The sequence below is a fragment of the Arsenicibacter sp. R0_47 genome, from assembly GCF_057652235.1.
The window spans coordinates 187,024-204,705 of the sequence record NZ_JBYFCJ010000007.1 but is presented as its reverse complement, the minus strand read 5'-3'; the positions used below and the strand labels follow the sequence as shown (position 1 = coordinate 204,705).

Genomic DNA, 17,682 nt, shown 5'->3' with positions numbered 1-17,682 from the left:
GAAAAGTTGATTGATTATTACCAGGTAATGCCGTAGTGCGGGAAATCGCCACAAATAGAATAACCAAGCGCTTGAAGTTGCCCGCGAACCTCAGTTGGTATACTACCTCTTACACGAGCATAACTAAAACCTATAGAAGCGCGTCGGTTAACATTTACCAATACATCCGCCAGTGTCAGGGCTTCGGCCTTATTCACCTCATCGGTTATACGTCTGGCCTCCTCTGCGGTCAGGTTTGGTAACGGCTCCTCTTCTGCGGTCGCTTTAAACAGGTCTCGTATTACAAAAAACGTAGCAAGGAAAACTAAGGCCATAATGCCAAAAATGCCGTATTCTGTATAGTTCATGTCAATTAGAAAAATGTTGAAGGTAGTCACGCGTTGCGTGGACTATCAAAAAGTTACGAGGTCGTCGTACAAGGTCTTTGCCGCCTCTTCCGGAGACAGGCCATTATCAAAATCCTCCTCTGCGGCTTCTCTGTCAATAGGCCCGAGCCAGCCTAAACCGCGTAGCTGACCTGAAAAGAGGTCAAACCATTCATTAAAGCTTATTTCCATACAAATGCCGCTCCTTTGCGGATTTCCTGTCGTGACAGGGCTTACAAAGCCCCTGATAGTTTGATTTGTCCCAGGGGTCTCCCCCCTGATTGATTGGTGTAATGTGGTCGGTCTGGGTTGCCTCTGTGAGGTTTCCTCTTTCCTTACAATGCACACAAAGCGGGTTTTCGGCCAGATGTCGTTTTGACGCTTCCCGCCACCTCTGCGAGCCGTAGACTTGCCGGTTTGCTTCTTTCCGGCCCTGATTGTTGGAGGATAGATCGACATAAGGCCGGGCCGTCGTGGTAGCGGGTTTACGCTCCCACGGCCTTAGTACCTTATTGGGTGAAGGCATAGTGTTTTCTCTGAGTTACGATGTTAACGGCACAATTATCGGTACGTGATCGCATCAGTTGCAAACGCCGCTGGAAAAAGTGTTATTTTTAGTGCTGATTTGGCCCTAAAGTTCACAAGGTTAAATTTAACACTGTAATTAACACTAATTTTAGTGCTGAAATGGATAACAATAGTAAACTGAAAGCGTTTAATGTAAAGCTGACCACGGAGGAGGTAGACAGCATTAACGAACTGCGGGAACTGAGACCAAAGCCCAGGGAGCGTAAAATAGCAATATCAATAATTGACTGGATTGTAGAGGCCGTACAGGAGAAGATAGAGCGCGACAAAGCGGCCAATAAATTAGGATAAAACCAAGACCTCAGCAAAACAAACCCACGGGATTTACCGAAAGACCGTTGTACTTTTTTAAGAAATGGCAAAGAAGAAGGAGATTAAACCGATTACACCGGAGGAGCTGGCCGAACAGGTGCGGCAAATCAACGAAGTATTCAAGTTTGAAGACTGAAAAGAGGCCCGGCAATCGTCGGGCCTCAGCATTTAAGCGGCTTTTGATCCGCCCTCACTTAATCGCTGCATTTCCAAATCTATGAGCGTGCCGGTGATCTTAACATAGTAGCGCTGGGTAGTCGTTATACTGCTATGCCCTAAAGCCTTTGAGACAGCCTCAAGGCGAAAGCCTCTCCATAACATCCATGCACCTGCCGTTTTCCTGAGAATCTTAACCGTAAGGTTATCGGTAAACCCGATCTTTCCGGCGATCCCCTCAAGGAGTTTGTTAATGTATGTGTGATCGTAAACCCGTGGCCCTGCCGGGTATTCATCAAACAGGGCGTTTAACCGCGTCAATGCTACTCCTGTCACCGGAACCTCACTTTTTACACCGGATTTAAGCCGCCTGATTGCCAGCTTATCACCGTACTGTGTTCTTTGTGTGTATCTTTCCCTGTTGTGTGCAAATACTACCGCATCAGGATAATCCATACCGGTAATCACCATGAGTTTTGCCCACCATAAAGCTATACCGGCTGTACGCTTCAACTTAAGATCAAAAAGCCGCTCTATGTGTTCAATCTCCATAAAGTAAACGTCTTTATCCGGTGATTGCTGTAGCTTAATGTCCCTCAGCGGATTTCCGCCGGGTAATACCTCAAACTCCCTCAGATAATCCAGTACGGTAGAAACCCGCAATACCGTGCGGGCCGTGACGGTGAGGGAACGTGGCCGGTTTGTTTTACTCTTACGCTCTTTAGGCTGGCTTAACAACCATGCATAAAAACGCCTCAGCCAACCGGCTGTTACCTCATCAGCCCTCAGATAGGTATCATTACCAAGAAATGATTTGAGGTACTTTAAGGCATGTTCGTAATCCCCGATAGTAGCACTGTGAAGCCCGATAGGTGTATGCTGTTCTTCCCTGAGTTTAGCAATAAAGGATTCAAAAGCCCGGATCAGCGTCATGCCCTTTACCGGCACCGGGCCAGCCTCCTCCATTACATCAGGTCGTTTACCCGTCTTATACTCGTAATGTACTGTTTTTGGGGTTGGCTTAGGGCCGTTCTGGTTCTGGTATCGCTCTAACTGCCAGTCGTGGATTTGCTCAAGCTTTGTGCGGATTTGGGTAATAAGCCTTGTGACCCTCTGAGCATGATCACCACGGCCACCGGCTTTCTGTCCTTTTTGATCCCATAGATCAGGATCAACGCGAACACCTGTAGCAAATCCCGGATCAATACAGCCATCAACTGTAATTCTACAGGTAATCGGGTGTGGATTAGAGAAAGGTTTTTTATTACCGGCCTTGTCTTTGCCGTGGGAGCGGAGAAAAAAGCGAACCGTAATCGCCATTCTTTTTGTGGAACATTTGAAGTTTATTTAAGTGTGAAAAATACGCCTTTGTACAAATTACATACCAGATTGTGTACTTTGGTATGTACACAATTCAATAAATACCTACAATAAGACAAATCGTACACATAAATAAACGGTAGTGAATAAGCAGGTTATAATAAAAAAACCGCCTTCGGGGCGGTTCCGGCTCACGTTAAACTTTCTAACAAATCTTCGCCCGATTTAGTAAAAAAATTAAGATTGTGCCTTTATTGCAATAAATGCCACTTACTTCGTTCATGAGCCAGAAAGAACAAAACTCAACCACAACAAGCCGCCGGCAGTTTATCCAGGCAGGAGCCTTAGCCGCCGCCGGTAGTTTCTTTATCGTCCCACGGCACGTACTCGGGAAAGGGTTCATCGCCCCTTCAGACAAACTAAATATTGCCGGTGTTGGTGTTGCCGGTAAAGGCTTTTCTGATACCAACAATGCGTTCAATAAAGGCGCTAACAATCTTGTCGCCCTCTGCGATGTGGACTGGGGCCGCGATCAGGTGAAAAAGAACTTCGAGACCCACGCAAAAGCGGCCCGTTATAAGGACTTCCGCGTAATGCTGGAGAAAGAAGCGAAAAACATCGACGCCGTAACGGTATCGACCGCTGACCACTCACACGCGGTTGTGGCGATGGCCGCGATGCAGCTGGGTAAGCACGTGTATGTGCAGAAACCACTGACCCACAACATCTACGAGGCGCGGATGCTGACGGAAGCTGCCCGTAAATACAAAGTGGTTACGCAGATGGGTAACCAGGGGTCATCAAACCCGTCACAGAAAAAAATGGTCGAATGGTTTGATAAAGGTCTGATTGGTAAAGTACATACCATTCATATCTGGACGAACCGGCCGGTTTGGCCGCAAGGCATTCCGGTTCCTGCGGGAGCGGGCGAAGTACCATCGGAACTGGACTGGGATACCTGGATCGGGCCGGCAGAAAAGGTTGGCTTTACACCTGCTTATCACCCGTTTAAATGGCGTGGTTGGTGGAACTTCGGCGCCGGCGCTCTCGGCGATATCGGATGCCACCAGATGGACGCTCCATTCCGGGTACTGGGCCTGGGCTACCCTACTGAAGTAGAAGCCAGCATTGGTGCCGTATTCCTCAAAGACTGGACGCCGGAATACATCCCTGAAGGTTGCCCGCCATCGTCGTATGTGCAGCTGGCCTTCCCGGCAACTGACAAAAACAAAACACCGGTGAAAATGACCTGGTCAGACGGTGGTATCCGCCCGTTCCGTCCGGAATTTCTGCCGGAAAACGAGCCGATGAGCGATGACGGCGGCGCTAACGGTGTTTTTATGATCGGTGATAAAGGCCTGATGATGTGTGGCATGTATGGCCGCGATCCGAAAGTATTCACGAAAAAAGGCGAGAAATTCGAACTGTCGGCCGAAGAAGTTGCCCGCCAGAACGATAAGACTTATCCGGAATACGGCCACCAGGTATTGTGGACCAATGCCTGCAAAGCCGGCTTCAACAGCAAAGAGCACAAAGAGCTGACATCGTCGTTCGACTTTGCCGGCCCGCTGACCGAATCTGTTCTGATGGGTAACCTTGCTATCCGCAGCTACAATGTGCGGACAGCCCGCAACGGTGGTGGTTTCGACTACCCTGGCCGCAAAAAGCTGACATGGGACGGCAAAAACATGAAGATCACGAACTTCGACGAAGCGAACCAGTTCGTTTCCCGTAAATACCGTGATGGCTGGAAGCTGATTTAACGGCAGAGAGCGCAATGCAAAGGGCGTAGGGCCACGGGCAATGATGTCCGGGACTCTACGCCCTTTTTTTGTTAGCATAGGGCATAGAGCGGGGGCATAGCGCCACCCAATCCACTATGCCCCCCGCTCTATGCCCCATCAGCGGATAATCGTCAGCGGCCCTTTGTATTGTTTGGTAGTGTACTGAATCAGGTAAAAATAAGTCCCGACAGGCAGATTGTCGCCGTCCCACTGGAAATCCCGGCTGGTCGACCGGAAGACTTCCTTACCCCAGCGGTTAAGAATCTGAACAAACCGGAACTGCTCCGAACAGTTATCAACCGGTAGAGTTGAAATTCGCCAGGTATCATTTTTCCCGTCACCGTTCGGTGTAATCACATTCGGAATGCTGACATCAACGGCCGTTGCTGCCGGATTCACCAGGCGTACCTGAACAGCCGTGGTAGCGGTATGATCCGGCTGGCAGCTTCGGTCATCGGCAACAAAGTTGATGGTATAAATCGCTTCGTCTTTACCGTTCAGCATGTCGCAGGTCGGTCGCCAGCTAAAGCCGGAGGAGAGCATCGGTACCCCGTTTTTATCCGCAAACGTCGCCCCTAACGCTCTCGGATCGAAGCCCTGTCCCTGCATTTTCATCGTCAATGAATCCCGCTCCGGATCATTGGCCAGCACAGTAAAGCGGATGGATGTAGTATCGGTCGGACTGACTACCATCGTTACGATTGACTGGCTGAGCGACGTGGTAATGACGGGTTGCTGACTCGGCTTGCCAATAGCCGCAAGGTTGACCGTTACGGTGTCGCTGTAGGTGCGGTTGCACCGTTGTTTGGTCACGATAAAATCAACAATATACTCCGGTCGGGTCGCCTGCGCGCACTGTGGGTTCCAGACAAACCTGGGCGAGATCTTACCGGTGCCGCTAGTGGTCGTGAACGACATATTGGCCTGAGAAAGCGTGAAACCCCGCCCGATGGCCTGTACCGAAATGACATCCCCATCGGTATCGGTCCCGATCGCATTAAAACTCAGCGACGATCCAACCGATATACTTGCCTTGTTGTTGGTCAGATTGGTAATAATATCCGGCCGGTTTACCGGTTCCGGCACAATGCGCACCTGCACATAGAGCGTATCACTAAGCCCCTGCGGACAGCTTTCGTCAACGGCCCGGATGGCCAGCGTGACCACTCCTCCGTTCCCGACGCATTTTCCGAAGCAGAACCGCGATTTCAGCGTATCGGATTTACTCCGGATAACCATGTCCGTAGCCGAAAGCGACAATCCGGGGAGCGTGCCGCTGGCATTGACGATGGTCACCCGCTGATTGAGATCCGGATCCGTCACAAACAGGTCAAAGCAATTCTGGTCTTTTTCCTGAATGGTAATGACTGTACCTTCTTTATAAAACTCCTTTTGCCCCTCAAGCTTCATGGCTATTTTGGGCGGATTATTTATCGGACAATCGAGGACTTTCAGCTGAAAATCCCGCCGGACACGACCGATACGCACCGGCGCCTGGCCCGGAATCCGCCGGTATTCGTCTACTTCAACGGAAAAGACATACAAGCCTGTCGTACCGGCAACAACCGTAAGCAAACCCGTTCGGGGATTGATTTGAAGCGGCAACGATCCGGGAATTGAGTTTCGGTCCGAAATACCATTTACCCAGGTTACATTCGGATACGGACCCGCATCGGCCCTTGGAGGTACTGCCTGACTCGGATTCGGCTGGTTGCGGTCACTATACCCATTGTAGGGTGTTACGATTTTATAAGTAAGACTATCGCCGTCGGGATCGGTTGCGGCAAAACTAAATGTGAACGGCCGGTTGATGCAAATGTAGTCACCGATGGCTTTACCAAATATCGGGGATGTGTTGGCAAACGCTGCCCGCCCTACATAAGGTGCCGGAAACTCCAGGTAAAATACAGACCCCGCCCCGCCCGGATCGGTAATGTTGCTGATGATGTTATTCCGGCAGCAGCGCTCCCAGACCATGTAATAGCCGCCTGTGTCGTTGAAATCGGACGGAAAAGTAACATCAACGCTGTACTGAATAAGCCTTGTCCGTAAATCTCCGACCGCACAGGACTGGTTGGTATAACTGATCAGTTCCTGACTGACGCGGGGCATGGTAACACTTGCCATGAAGGTATTATCCCGCTTCCGGAAAATGAAAATCGTTACCGTCGGATCGTTAGCCTGAGCATTACCGTTGATATCATCGAAATACATATTCATGTTAATCCGATGGGAATACGGACTGGTTGCTCCCAGATACCGTAGCTCAAATTCACCTCCGACGATGTGTGTTGCCAGCAATTGACGGGGTGCAAAAAGACCTAACAAACAGATTATAAGTACTTTAAAAATTCGTAACGTATAGTTTTGTTGCATAACAATTGGGTTAGGTTTGCATGTGCCGGCTATCCTCTACACTGTAATAATTCCGCAACTTGAAAGCTCAGCGCACGCAGTATCAAAACGACTCCTTAATTTAGCAGTTTTTACAATAGAATATGCGACATAAGACCCATAAACCAGCCGTCCGGTTGGAACGAATCCGCATCGACGATGTGGCCGCAGAAGGCAAATGTCTGGTCCGTACCGACGAAGGCGTTATTTTCGTGGAAGGCCGGCTTGGCGGCCCTGCCGTTGCGCCCGGCGATCTGGTTGACATCCGGATTACCAATACAAAAAAACAATACCGCGAAGCCGTTGTCGAACACGTTCACGAATATGGTCCGGTCCGGACAGAGCCTTTCTGTGAGCACTTCGGGACCTGCGGCGGCTGCAAATGGCAACACATACAGTATAGCGAGCAGCTCCGGTTTAAACACCAGCAGGTAGTTGACCACCTGACCCGGATCGGGAAAGTAGCTCTCCCTCCCTTCCAGCCGATTCTGCCATCGGAAGGCAAACAATACTACCGCAACAAGCTTGAGTTTACCTGCGCCGACGGCCGCTGGATGACCGACGCCGAAGTACGCTCCGGCGAACACATTGACCAGCGGGCGGTAGGCTTTCACGTGCCGAAGCGCTTCGACAAGGTACTGCCCATTAAACACTGCTACCTGCAGGCAGATCCGTCCAATGATATCCGGCTGGCGGTAGCCAACTATGTGCAGGAGCATAACCTGTCGCTGTACAACCTGAAAACCCACCGCGGTTTTCTCCGTACACTGATTATCCGTACGGCCTCTACCGGCGAAGTAATGGTTACCGTACAGGTCGGCGAAGACCATCCCGAAACCCTGAATCAACTGCTCGGCTTCCTGCAAACCAGTTTCCCGCAGATTACCTCCCTTAATTACATCCTGAACCGCAAAATGAATGACAGCTATCAGGATCAGGAGGTTATCAATGTGGGAGGCCGCCCATACATCGAAGAACGGATGGACCCGGGCATCGGCGAACCGCTGACGTTCCGCATCGGCCCGAAATCGTTCTACCAGACCAACAGCGAACAGGCCTATGAGCTCTACCGCATCGCCCGCGACGGTGCGAAGCTGACCGGCGAAGAACTCGTCTATGACCTCTACACCGGTACCGGTACGATTGCCCTGTTTGTAGCGCGCATGGCGAAACGGGTCGTCGGTATTGAATACGTCGAAATGGCGGTGAATGATGCAAACGTGAACGCAAAAATTAACGGCATTGATAATGCGTCATTTTTTGCCGGCGATATGAAAGCATTGCTGACCGATGAGTTTATGGATACGCACGGGCATCCGGATGTGGTCATCACTGACCCGCCGCGCGCCGGTATGGACGAAGAAGTGACGCGCCAGTTGCTGAAAGCCGCCCCGCAACGGATTGTTTACGTGAGCTGCAATACGGCGACACAGGCCCGTGACCTGGCGATTCTGGATGAACTGTATGAGGTTACGGCCGTTCAGCCGGTTGATATGTTCCCGCACACGCACCATGTGGAAAACATTGTCGTGCTGGAGAAAAGAGCGAACGAGTGAAAAAGCAAAAGAGTGAAAGGGTAGCATAAACGCCACTCTTTCACTCTTTCATTATCTCGCTCTTTAATTTAAAAAGGTGTCTGCTGGGACGGGTCGGCATGGCCGAAGTTTGACAGGTCGTTGGCCTTGCTGCGGAATGTACCACCTACCGGTGGCGCTGCCGGCGCATCAAAACTGCTTAGTCCCGATACGTTGCTGCCGAAGCCGCCGCCCGGCGGGAAGCCTTGGTTTGCCACCGGCTCAAAGTACGTGTCAACGTCGCAGAACTTAGTGAATTTATTGATAAACCGCAGCTGAATCGTATCCAGCGAGCCGCTCCGGTTTTTCGCCACAATCACCTCGCCGATACCCATCGTTGAATTACCGTTCTCATCCTGCGTAATGTTGTAGTATTCAGGACGATACAGAAAGCAGACCATATCAGCATCCTGCTCGATACTGTTATGGACGATAATATCGTTGGCTACAAAATTATGCACACTTGGTACGGTGGCATCGTAAACATCCTCCTCTCCAAGCGACTCTATGGATACAATTTCATCCCACAATACATCTGATTCTGCCAATTGTTTCAACACATCATGGGGCATTGCTTCGTGCAGACGGGACATTCGCTGACGCGAAACGCCTGCTTTAAACATGGCTGAACCGGAATAGGCTGTACCAATTTGTTCAGACAATCGTCGCCAGCTAATCTTATCCTCTGTTTTGCAACCAACAACAACCGAATGCCAGACTTCCTGCGGAATAACGTCTATATTGGTATTTTCCTTCACCTCATCAAGTGCAGCCAGAAGCTCATCAGCCAGCTCACCCCGCTGCCCATAGCTGTTCACCAGCTTCAGGAAGGCCATTTGCTGTTCTTTACCCTGTACATGAACATGATACATCGGGCGGTGCTTTCCGCCTGTTTGCTGTCTGATTGTCGACAGGATTCCTAACCGCAGCAAAAGATGTTGTACCTCATGGGCTAATTGTTCACTCGATGTGGCATAGTAAATAGCAGCACCTGGTTTACGTTTTGCCTGTCGTTTCCAGCTGATATTGCCATCCGTTGCCCAAAGGTGGTGCAGGAAGAGGGCAATACGTGTCTCATCACAGGTAAACAGCGCATGAGGAATACGTTTTTCATAACTACGTACCCGGTCCAGTCCCAGACGATTGTACCAATCTGTAATCGGATGACGGACACCATGCGTCAAGGCATAAGGTGCCGGCAGGTAAACGTGCTGCCAGCCAGCCTCATCAGAGGTTCCTTGTTTTACCCGACGCGGGGTAATGCCGAAAAGCGCTTTTGCCGTTTCTTCAACAATCGCAAGGTTAGCCTCATCGGCACTGGTATAGTGATATGGTTGTTTTGGCAACACGCATCCGTCGCCCAGCAGGTGCGCTAACAAAATTATTTCATGCTCAGACAGCGGGTTTTGTGGGGCTGATACCCGAATCGACCGCGGAACCGCAATCCGGTCTCCAACCGTTAGTTCATCCAGCTGATACCAGCCTGTAAGCCTTAGAAAGGCATGATTGGCGGTTGCCTTGATCGTTCGTCCTGAACGGGTTGTGAGCTTGAAAACCGGTTTTCTTCCTGTCGGAAACACGTGCGTAACACGCTCAGGTCCAACGCGCCAGCTTTCGCTGGTGCCCGGCGTATAGAAATTGTGGGCATTTGTTTCAGCTAATTCCCGAATAGTTGTACGCTTACCGGTCACTGCATCTACCAGCAATGTATCACCAGTCAGGCAGCCCGATTCACGAAGGTCAGACAGCTGTGGTTTCTTATCGCCGCCCCGCGTTTCAACGGCCCGGCTCAGCTGCGACAGGGCAATTACCGGTACGTTCAGCTCCTTGGCAAGGTTTTTCAGCGCCCGCGAAATCGACGCAATTTCCTGTTCGCGGTTACCACCCGACTTCGAGTCACCCGACATCAGCTGGAGGTAGTCAATAACGACCATCTGGATATCATGCTGGGCTTTCAGACGGCGGCATTTAGCCCGGAGCTCCAGAATGGACAGGGCCGGTGTATCATCAATAAAAATCGGTGCTTCCGATAACCGCTGGATTTTATGGTGCAATTGTGCCCATTCATGCGGTGCCAGGCTTCCTTTTTTAATTTTCTCGCTATCAATTTCCGCTTCCGCCGAAATCAGACGATTAACGAGCTGAACGGCCGACATCTCAAGGGAGAAAATCGCCACCGGTTGCCCGAAGTCAACCGCTGCATTGCGAAGCGCTGAAACGACAAATGCCGTATTATGGGTTACGGTCATATCTTCGAGCAGGAACAGGTGATTCCCATCGATGGTAAAGCCGTAATAGTCATCCACTTTATCGTATTCAACCTGAATGCCGGTTACGCGCCAGTCAGCACGGGCCCGTAGCGGCCTTGCCTTTTTGCGCTCAATCCGTACCGGAATTCGGTCCAGATTACCAAACAGCCGTATCCGGTAAACAGTTGTCTCGTAACCAATCGAACTGATCCTCGCCGTTTTTTCTTTTAACGAAACACGGTAGCCAAGCGTGTCACACAAATACTTGATTTGTTCTGCAAACGCCTTGTTTTTCTGGGTGATTTCATAACAGTTGAACTCCTCCTGATAATGGCCGTCGCTATCTATCAAACCGGCTAACAGCCTGAGTCTGTTTTCAGTGGAATTTATCAGGTACGCCTGAGGAATATGCTTGTGCTCAATGACATTCATCCCGCGTAGTTCGTTCTGAATACAGAATTCAGAGCGGACACCCCGCTGACCCGTAGTGATTGCGTAGTTGGCAGTTTTACCGGTCTGCTCATATTTTACCAGCGATAAATTGAGCGATTCAGCATAATCCCCCAGATAGCTGATGACTTCCGGATCTACATTTGTAATCCGGGAGCTATAACTGTGACCGTCACCAAGCCAAAGCCCAACAAAATAAGGATCAAGGGCAAGTGCCTGTTCAGAAAACTCGACAGCAACCTTATATCCTTTATAATTCGTCTTAAACTTATCTGATTTCGTCAGATAATCGCGGATCCCGATATTCAGAACCTCACCTTTTGTATGTGGTCCTTCATTCCGGCTTCGTTTCAGCGATAAGATGTGGCTTTCATTAACCCGGTAACTAATACCCTTATTCTGATGAACCCAATACATTCGTTCCCGTCCGCGCGCCAGTGAAAGCACACGGCGTGGTGTTGAATCATCACCCATCAACAGGTCACCAGCCTGAATATCTTCTACGTTTCGAAGGCTGCCATCGAACATGACTACCTTTGTTCCTTTACCGAGGCATTTACCCATCGCCGGCCGCGCGGCCAGAATCACTAATTCGGAACGCTGCCAGCCAGATGTAAGGCGGTCGAGTGCGCTAAAGCCCGAGGGCACACCCGTCAATCCGTCCTTGTTGTTTTTCTTCGTCTCCAGTTCGGCCAGCGCCTGCCGCACGATACTGCTCATGTCGGCATAGTTCTTCTTAATATTCGATTCCGAAATCCGGAACAGCGACTGCTCCGCCTGATCCAGCAGGGAGAAGACATCGGTTGTATCTTCGTAGGCATCCCGCAGAATGACCGACGCCATCGTGATCATTGCCCGCTTCAGGGCATGTTCCGAAATTACACGGGCGTGATATTCAATATTGGCCGCCGAGTTAACGCGGATCGTCAGCTCTGAAATGTAGGTAGCGCCACCAACGAACTCCAGTTCACCCGCCTTCCGGAGTTGCTGCGTAACCGTCAGCAAATCAATCGGTTCAGAATTAGCGAACAGTGTTAGAATCGCATTATAGATGCGTTGATGAGACTCTTTATAAAATGTTTCCGGCTTTAAAATGTCGACTACGGCGGACAGCGCATCTTTTTCAATCATCAATGCTCCCAATACCGCCTCCTCTACATCTACCGCCTGAGGAGGTAATTTACCCAAACCCGTATCGAGCCAGTGATTGCCTGACTGCGACCGGCTTCCAAACTGAGATGCCGCTTTGCGTAAGTGTTGATTAGGACGTGCGTTTTCCATGACTAATGCAATTTTACGGAATTCATCGCAGTTATGATAGCAACGCTACCGATTGTTTCTTAACAATCCGGTAATACAGCCAACGTAACCGGCTGATGGTAAAACAAATGCAATGTGTAAACGTCTTCAGGAATTGTTTAACCGGATGCGCTCATCTTTTTATCCCGCTGAGCAATAACCATTCCGTAAGACAGTCGTCTGAACTTTGAATATTTTTTTGTTCTTTTTTGTTGTAAAGTTAGCCTGACACTTTAAATTTATCTATCACAATTAACAGCTTGACGCATTTGGTTGAAAAAGTAATAACCCTCGACAATGTCTCGCTCATTGATTTTCTGGGCGTTGAAAACAACAACATTAAACAGATTGCGGCCGCGTTTCCGATGAGTAAAATCATTTCACGCGGAAATGAAATACGCATAAAAGGAACGACACCTGAAATCTCCCGTATTTCAGATATTCTGGAATCGCTCCTGCAACATTATCAAACCTACGGGAAGCTTACGCATGAAAATGTAAAAACATACCTGAATGGTAACCCTGAGGCTAACCGGCTTGCAGCAGACGTTTCGGATGAAGATGTGCTGGTATATGGTACGAAAGGGATTGTGGTACGCGCGCGGACTGCCAACCAGAAAAAGCTGGTAGAGGCCGCCGAAAAAGCTGATCTTGTCTTTGCCATCGGCCCCGCCGGTACCGGTAAAACCTATACTGCCGTTGCCATTGCGGTCCGGGCGCTTAAGAATAAGGAAGTCCGTAAAATCATCATAACCCGTCCGGCCGTTGAAGCCGGTGAAAACCTCGGGTTTCTGCCGGGGGATCTGAAAGAAAAAATCGATCCCTACCTGCGTCCGATTTACGATGCGCTTGATGATATGATTCCGGCCGAAAAGCTGAAACTGTATCTCGAAAACCGGACCATTGAAATTGCCCCCCTCGCCTACATGCGCGGACGGACGCTGAATAACGCCTTTATCCTGCTCGACGAAGCACAGAACACAACGCCGATGCAGATGAAGATGTTTTTAACCCGGATGGGCCCTAATTCAAAAGCGATTATTACCGGTGACCGCTCTCAGATTGACTTACCGAATAAGCAAAAGTCAGGCCTGATCGAATCTGTTAACGTATTGAAAAATATCAAGGGTATATCCTTCGTTGAACTGGACGGACGGGATGTTGTTCGTCACCGACTTGTTAAAGACATTATCAAAGCTTATGAAGATGCAGGCCAGTAAGGCAGCGAGTCAACGTAAAGGGCAGTGGGCAGCCGTTAAAATGGCAGCCTGCTGCCTTTTCTCTCTTTTAACCATTTCACAATCCGTTGCACAAAATGCAGAACCGGTTAATCCAAACCGCTGCGGAACCGCTGATTATGAACAATTTCTACAGAAAGTACACCCGCTGCGCCGCAAGCAGATTGAAGCCCTGAACCAGAACATTCAGCGTTTCTCGGATCTGAAAGCGCAGGGACGCATTGCGCAATCAACGGATGAGACCGTTTACCGGATTCCTGTTGTTGTGCATGTCATTCACAATAACACCTCAAATTTTATCGGCGGCAGCAATAACCCTAATATTTCGGATGCCCAGATTCAGGATCAGATCGCGGTACTGAACGAAGATTTTCGACGAAAAGAGGGCACTAAGGGCTATAACACCAGTCCTATTGGTTCCGATACCGGGATTGAATTTTATCTGGCGACAACGGATCCGTCCGGAAACGCCACATCGGGCATTACCCGAACGTATTATAACCGGAGCGAATTTAATGTTAATTCTGATTGGGAACTGGCATCGAGCATTGCCTATTGGCCAAGTGACAAGTACCTGAATATCTGGGTAGTTCCCAAACTCAATAACGACTACCTTGGCTTTGCCAAATACCCCACTGCCGCCGACACATTGAAGGGGCTTAGCATTACCACTGACGAAAAAACGGATGGTTTGCTGATCAGTTCCCTTGTCTTCGGACGCGTTTGCCCGTCACAATACCGGTACAACTGTCTGGGACGGACAGCCACCCACGAAATCGGTCACTGGCTGGGGCTGATTCACACCTGGGGTGATGCTTTCTGCGGGAATGATTATGTGTATGATACACCGGTTACCGAAAGCAGTTATACCGGTACGACCTGTACCGATGTTTACTCAAATTGTTCGGGAACCCGTACCCGCAACCTTATCGAGAACTACATGGACTATTCGCCTGACTTTTGCATGAATATGTTTACTAAAGGTCAGCGGGAGCGGATGCGTGCCGTTCTGCAGTTAAGTCCGCGCCGGGTGAAACTGGTGCAGGCTTCCAGCGGGCCATTACCCGAAAGCGATGCGCTGACGGTAAATATTGCCAATCCGGTTACGAATTCAACGGCGGATGCGCAAATTCTGTTTAAGGGTTCCAAAGCCTTTACGGTAGAATTGTATGACGTAACGGGCAGACTGGTTTATCAGAACGGCTATGCTGCTACGACCAGTACAACGATTTCACTGAGCATGGCTAATTACCAGGCAGGTTCGTACATTTTACGGGTAAAAGCCGATCAGGAAACCGTCAGTAAACGATTGCTGGTTCTTTGATTTGTTGTCCGGATTCGGTACTTTGCCTTAAACCATCCGACAGCATTGTCAACTGTATGATTGACGTTATCCGTATTTCACAAAAAGACCATCTGGACGATGCTTTTGCCATCCGCAGGGAAGTTTTTGTGGATGAACAAAAGGTTAGCCCGGAAGACGAATACGACGAATTTGAAGAAACCAGCCGCCACTTTCTGGCGCTGATTGACGGTAAACCGGCCGGTACGTCGCGCTGGCGCCGGACCTCAGGGGGCATTAAACTCGAGCGGTTTGCTGTGCGAAATGCCTTCCGGGGAAAAGGAGTCGGGAAAGCGCTTGTCAAAGCCGTCCTGGACGATGTTTTCAGCGAACAGCCCGAACCGATCGAACGGATTTACCTGCACGCTCAGGTATCGGCGATGCCGCTATACGCCGGCTTTGGTTTTGTTCCGGTAGGCCCGATGTTTGAAGAATGCGCTATTCAACATTTTAAAATGATTTTGCCGCCTGCGGCGTATCCGCATAACTAATGACATATCCGGTTGTTCGTTTTGTCCTTGCCCTGCTGACGGGCATCGTCGCCTACGAAACCATCCCTTTACCAAAATGGCCTATTTACTTGATTGGAAGTATAGGCCTTTTTGCTTTTCTACAGGGCTTTATTCACCTGAATAACAGAGCAGTAACAATAAGAAAACTGATTCAGGAGTCCGGCGCTATCATGCTGTTTTTTATCGTAGGATGGTATACAACATGGCAGCATGATGAGCGGAATTTTCCCCACCACCTGACACAGATAACGGACACGCTACAGGCTTACGAAGCTGTTATTACTGAACAGCCCGAGGCCCGTGCCAACAGCTATCGGGTCATTCTGGCTCTGCATCGCGGGAAAACTTCCCGTGGGTGGCAACCGGTCAGCGGAAAGGTCATTGCCTATCTCGATAAAGCAGCTGCGGCCGGTGAGCCGGTTTACGGTCAGCGCTGGCTTGTCTTTGGTGCCCCTTCGAGCGTAGAACCACCTAAAAATCCCGGCGCCCTTGATTACCAACGCTACCTGCGCCATCAGCAGATTTATTACCAGCAGTTTATCCGGCCCCATCAGCGCCTGATACTCGGTACCGGAACGGCGAATCCGGTAAAAACGCTGGCGATCAGGCTGAACCAATGGGCAGACAGTGTGTTCGCCCGCCAGATCAGCAGCCGTACAGAATACGGTATTGTCAAAGCCATGCTGCTCGGCGCAACCGACGCGCTCGACACCGATACGTACAAGGATTACGCCACTGCCGGTGCGATTCACATTCTGTCAGTCTCGGGTCTGCATGTCAGCATTCTGTTTCTGGCCCTTACGTGGATAGTGGGCTTATTTAAACGTAGAGCCCGGTATCCGTGGATCTGGCCCGCCATCCAGCTTTGCATCCTTTGGTTTTATGCCCTGATGACCGGGCTGGAACCGGCCGTGCTGCGTTCGGCCGGCATGTTTACGGTACTTATTGTGGCCAAAGCTATGGACCGGCCGCAGGCACTGGCAAACAGTCTGGCTGTTTCGGCCCTGTTTGTGCTCTTTTTCAGTCCTTACACCTTATTTTCGGCAGGATTTCAGTTGTCTTATCTGGCTGTAGCCGGCATCGGGGCATGGCATCCGGGGTTATATCAATCCATCACCTTTAACAATACATGGGCCAACCGGCTCTGGGAAGTTTCGTCGGTTGCGCTTGTAGCCCAGTTGATCACCTTCCCGCTGGCGATTTACTATTTCCACCAGTTCCCGACTTATTTCCTGCTGGCGAACCCGGTGGTTCTGGTCTTATCAAATCTATTACTTTATACCGGACTGGCGGCCTTGCTCCTCTCCTGGATACCCTTCATCAATACGCTGGCGGGTTTTCTGCTGCAAAAAATCGTATGGCTGATGAACGGTAGTGTCCGGCTCGTCGGGCAACTACCTGATGCAGCAATTGAAAACCTCTGGTTGTCGACAGAAGAACTGATTTTGCTTTACGGGCTGATTTTCGCGGCTGTTTGGGCCATAACCTCCCGAAAAGTTATGGCGCTCGGTTTGGCTGCCTGCCTCAGCTTCTGGCTATCGGGTTCACTGCTGATAGACCTGTACCAGCAGGACCGGCAGCAACGGCTTACAGTGCATTACCTGCCTCACTATACAGCCATTAGCCTTGTCAACGGCCATACCGCTACACTACTGACCGATCTTGACGCCGCCAAAGATCAGAAAGCGTTCGATTTTCATCTTAAAAATACGTTTGGTCAGTGGGCAGTGAACCGGATTGCGCTAATCAGCCCGGTTGACGACAGTACACGAACAGCCACTCCTATTCTCCGTACAGACGCCTATACGCTTTGGGTTGTCCACGGTAAGCGTATCCTGCTGATAAACAAGTTAAGCCATACGACATTCTGGCGTTTACCAGCGGTGGTTGACTATGCAGTTATCCGCAAAAATGCGCTCAGAAACTGGCAACAGCTCGATGGCCGCGTTGTAGCCCGTCAGGTGATTCTGGATTCGTCAAACTCGCCCCGTTTAACGGCAAGACTTTTGTCAGAAGCCAGCGCGCTGACTATTTCTTGCTACGCGGTCAATCAGGAGGGAGCCTATCTGGCGGAGAAGTAGGTGCGGTATAGCAGAACC

The 17,682-nt window shown here is 50.1% G+C and carries 12 protein-coding genes; 7 read left to right on the top strand and 5 right to left on the bottom strand.

Annotated elements, in window-relative coordinates:
- Positions 1–17: 17 nt before the first annotated feature.
- Positions 18–347, bottom strand: a complete 330-nt coding sequence (locus AC23NW_RS15320; protein WP_487450510.1) for a hypothetical protein — start codon at positions 345–347, stop codon at positions 18–20.
- A gap of 193 nt (positions 348–540) precedes the next feature.
- Positions 541–891 (bottom strand): HNH endonuclease, encoded by a 351-nt coding sequence (locus tag AC23NW_RS15315; RefSeq protein ID WP_487450509.1) that lies wholly within the window; start codon positions 889–891, stop codon positions 541–543.
- Between the two features lie 161 nt (positions 892–1,052).
- On the opposite strand from AC23NW_RS15315, the gene AC23NW_RS15310 reads away from it, so the two are divergent.
- A complete protein-coding gene (locus AC23NW_RS15310; RefSeq protein WP_487450508.1) occupies positions 1,053–1,244 on the top strand; it encodes a hypothetical protein in 192 nt (63 codons plus the stop codon).
- A gap of 189 nt (positions 1,245–1,433) precedes the next feature.
- On the opposite strand, the gene AC23NW_RS15305 is transcribed toward AC23NW_RS15310, so the two are convergent.
- On the bottom strand, positions 1,434–2,741 hold the full coding sequence (locus tag AC23NW_RS15305; RefSeq protein WP_487450507.1) for a tyrosine-type recombinase/integrase: 1,308 nt from the start codon (positions 2,739–2,741) through the stop codon (positions 1,434–1,436).
- Between the two features lie 281 nt (positions 2,742–3,022).
- Here AC23NW_RS15305 and AC23NW_RS15300 point away from each other — a divergent pair, with 281 nt between their 5' ends.
- Entirely contained in the window at positions 3,023–4,504 is a 1,482-nt protein-coding gene (locus AC23NW_RS15300; RefSeq protein ID WP_487450506.1) for a Gfo/Idh/MocA family protein, read from the top strand.
- 138 nt (positions 4,505–4,642) lie between these two features.
- Here the strand turns inward: AC23NW_RS15300 and AC23NW_RS15295 are convergent, their stop codons facing one another.
- On the bottom strand, positions 4,643–6,901 hold the full coding sequence (locus AC23NW_RS15295; protein WP_487450505.1) for a T9SS type B sorting domain-containing protein: 2,259 nt from the start codon (positions 6,899–6,901) through the stop codon (positions 4,643–4,645).
- A 122-nt stretch (positions 6,902–7,023) separates the two neighbouring features.
- On the opposite strand from AC23NW_RS15295, the gene rlmD reads away from it, so the two are divergent.
- Positions 7,024–8,475, top strand: a complete 1,452-nt coding sequence (rlmD, locus tag AC23NW_RS15290; RefSeq protein ID WP_487450504.1) for a 23S rRNA (uracil(1939)-C(5))-methyltransferase RlmD — start codon at positions 7,024–7,026, stop codon at positions 8,473–8,475.
- Positions 8,476–8,543: 68 nt separating this feature from the next.
- On the opposite strand, the gene AC23NW_RS15285 is transcribed toward rlmD, so the two are convergent.
- Positions 8,544–12,473, bottom strand: a complete 3,930-nt coding sequence (locus AC23NW_RS15285; protein WP_487450503.1) for a replicative DNA helicase — start codon at positions 12,471–12,473, stop codon at positions 8,544–8,546.
- Positions 12,474–12,760: 287 nt separating this feature from the next.
- On the opposite strand from AC23NW_RS15285, the gene AC23NW_RS15280 reads away from it, so the two are divergent.
- The 4 genes from AC23NW_RS15280 to AC23NW_RS15265 are packed head-to-tail and all read left to right on the top strand — an operon-like array spanning position 12,761 to position 17,664.
- The gene (locus AC23NW_RS15280) at positions 12,761–13,711 is read left to right on the top strand and encodes a PhoH family protein (RefSeq protein WP_293839015.1); all 951 of its coding nucleotides are present in this window, start codon (positions 12,761–12,763) and stop codon (positions 13,709–13,711) included.
- Positions 13,692–15,053, top strand: coding sequence for a M43 family zinc metalloprotease (locus tag AC23NW_RS15275; RefSeq protein ID WP_487450502.1), 1,362 nt, complete (start codon positions 13,692–13,694; stop codon positions 15,051–15,053). The genes AC23NW_RS15280 and AC23NW_RS15275 overlap by 20 nt, the downstream gene beginning before the upstream one ends.
- 56 nt (positions 15,054–15,109) lie before the next feature.
- Positions 15,110–15,562: a GNAT family N-acetyltransferase gene (locus AC23NW_RS15270; RefSeq protein WP_487450501.1), complete on the top strand. Its 453-nt coding sequence runs from the start codon at positions 15,110–15,112 to the stop codon at positions 15,560–15,562.
- Positions 15,562–17,664: a ComEC/Rec2 family competence protein gene (locus AC23NW_RS15265; protein ID WP_487450500.1), complete on the top strand. Its 2,103-nt coding sequence runs from the start codon at positions 15,562–15,564 to the stop codon at positions 17,662–17,664. The genes AC23NW_RS15270 and AC23NW_RS15265 overlap by 1 nt, the downstream gene beginning before the upstream one ends.
- Positions 17,665–17,682: the final 18 nt, after the last annotated feature.

Coding starts and splice junctions, on each gene's coding strand:
- AC23NW_RS15285 (WP_487450503.1), bottom strand. CDS start 12,473: ATGGAAAACGCACGTCCTAATCAACACTTACGCAAAGCGGCATCTCAG.
- rlmD (WP_487450504.1), top strand. CDS start 7,024: ATGCGACATAAGACCCATAAACCAGCCGTCCGGTTGGAACGAATCCGC.
- AC23NW_RS15265 (WP_487450500.1), top strand. CDS start 15,562: ATGACATATCCGGTTGTTCGTTTTGTCCTTGCCCTGCTGACGGGCATC.
- AC23NW_RS15295 (WP_487450505.1), bottom strand. CDS start 6,901: ATGCAACAAAACTATACGTTACGAATTTTTAAAGTACTTATAATCTGT.
- AC23NW_RS15315 (WP_487450509.1), bottom strand. CDS start 891: ATGCCTTCACCCAATAAGGTACTAAGGCCGTGGGAGCGTAAACCCGCT.
- AC23NW_RS15275 (WP_487450502.1), top strand. CDS start 13,692: ATGAAGATGCAGGCCAGTAAGGCAGCGAGTCAACGTAAAGGGCAGTGG.
- AC23NW_RS15270 (WP_487450501.1), top strand. CDS start 15,110: ATGATTGACGTTATCCGTATTTCACAAAAAGACCATCTGGACGATGCT.
- AC23NW_RS15320 (WP_487450510.1), bottom strand. CDS start 347: ATGAACTATACAGAATACGGCATTTTTGGCATTATGGCCTTAGTTTTC.
- AC23NW_RS15310 (WP_487450508.1), top strand. CDS start 1,053: ATGGATAACAATAGTAAACTGAAAGCGTTTAATGTAAAGCTGACCACG.
- AC23NW_RS15300 (WP_487450506.1), top strand. CDS start 3,023: ATGAGCCAGAAAGAACAAAACTCAACCACAACAAGCCGCCGGCAGTTT.
- AC23NW_RS15305 (WP_487450507.1), bottom strand. CDS start 2,741: ATGGCGATTACGGTTCGCTTTTTTCTCCGCTCCCACGGCAAAGACAAG.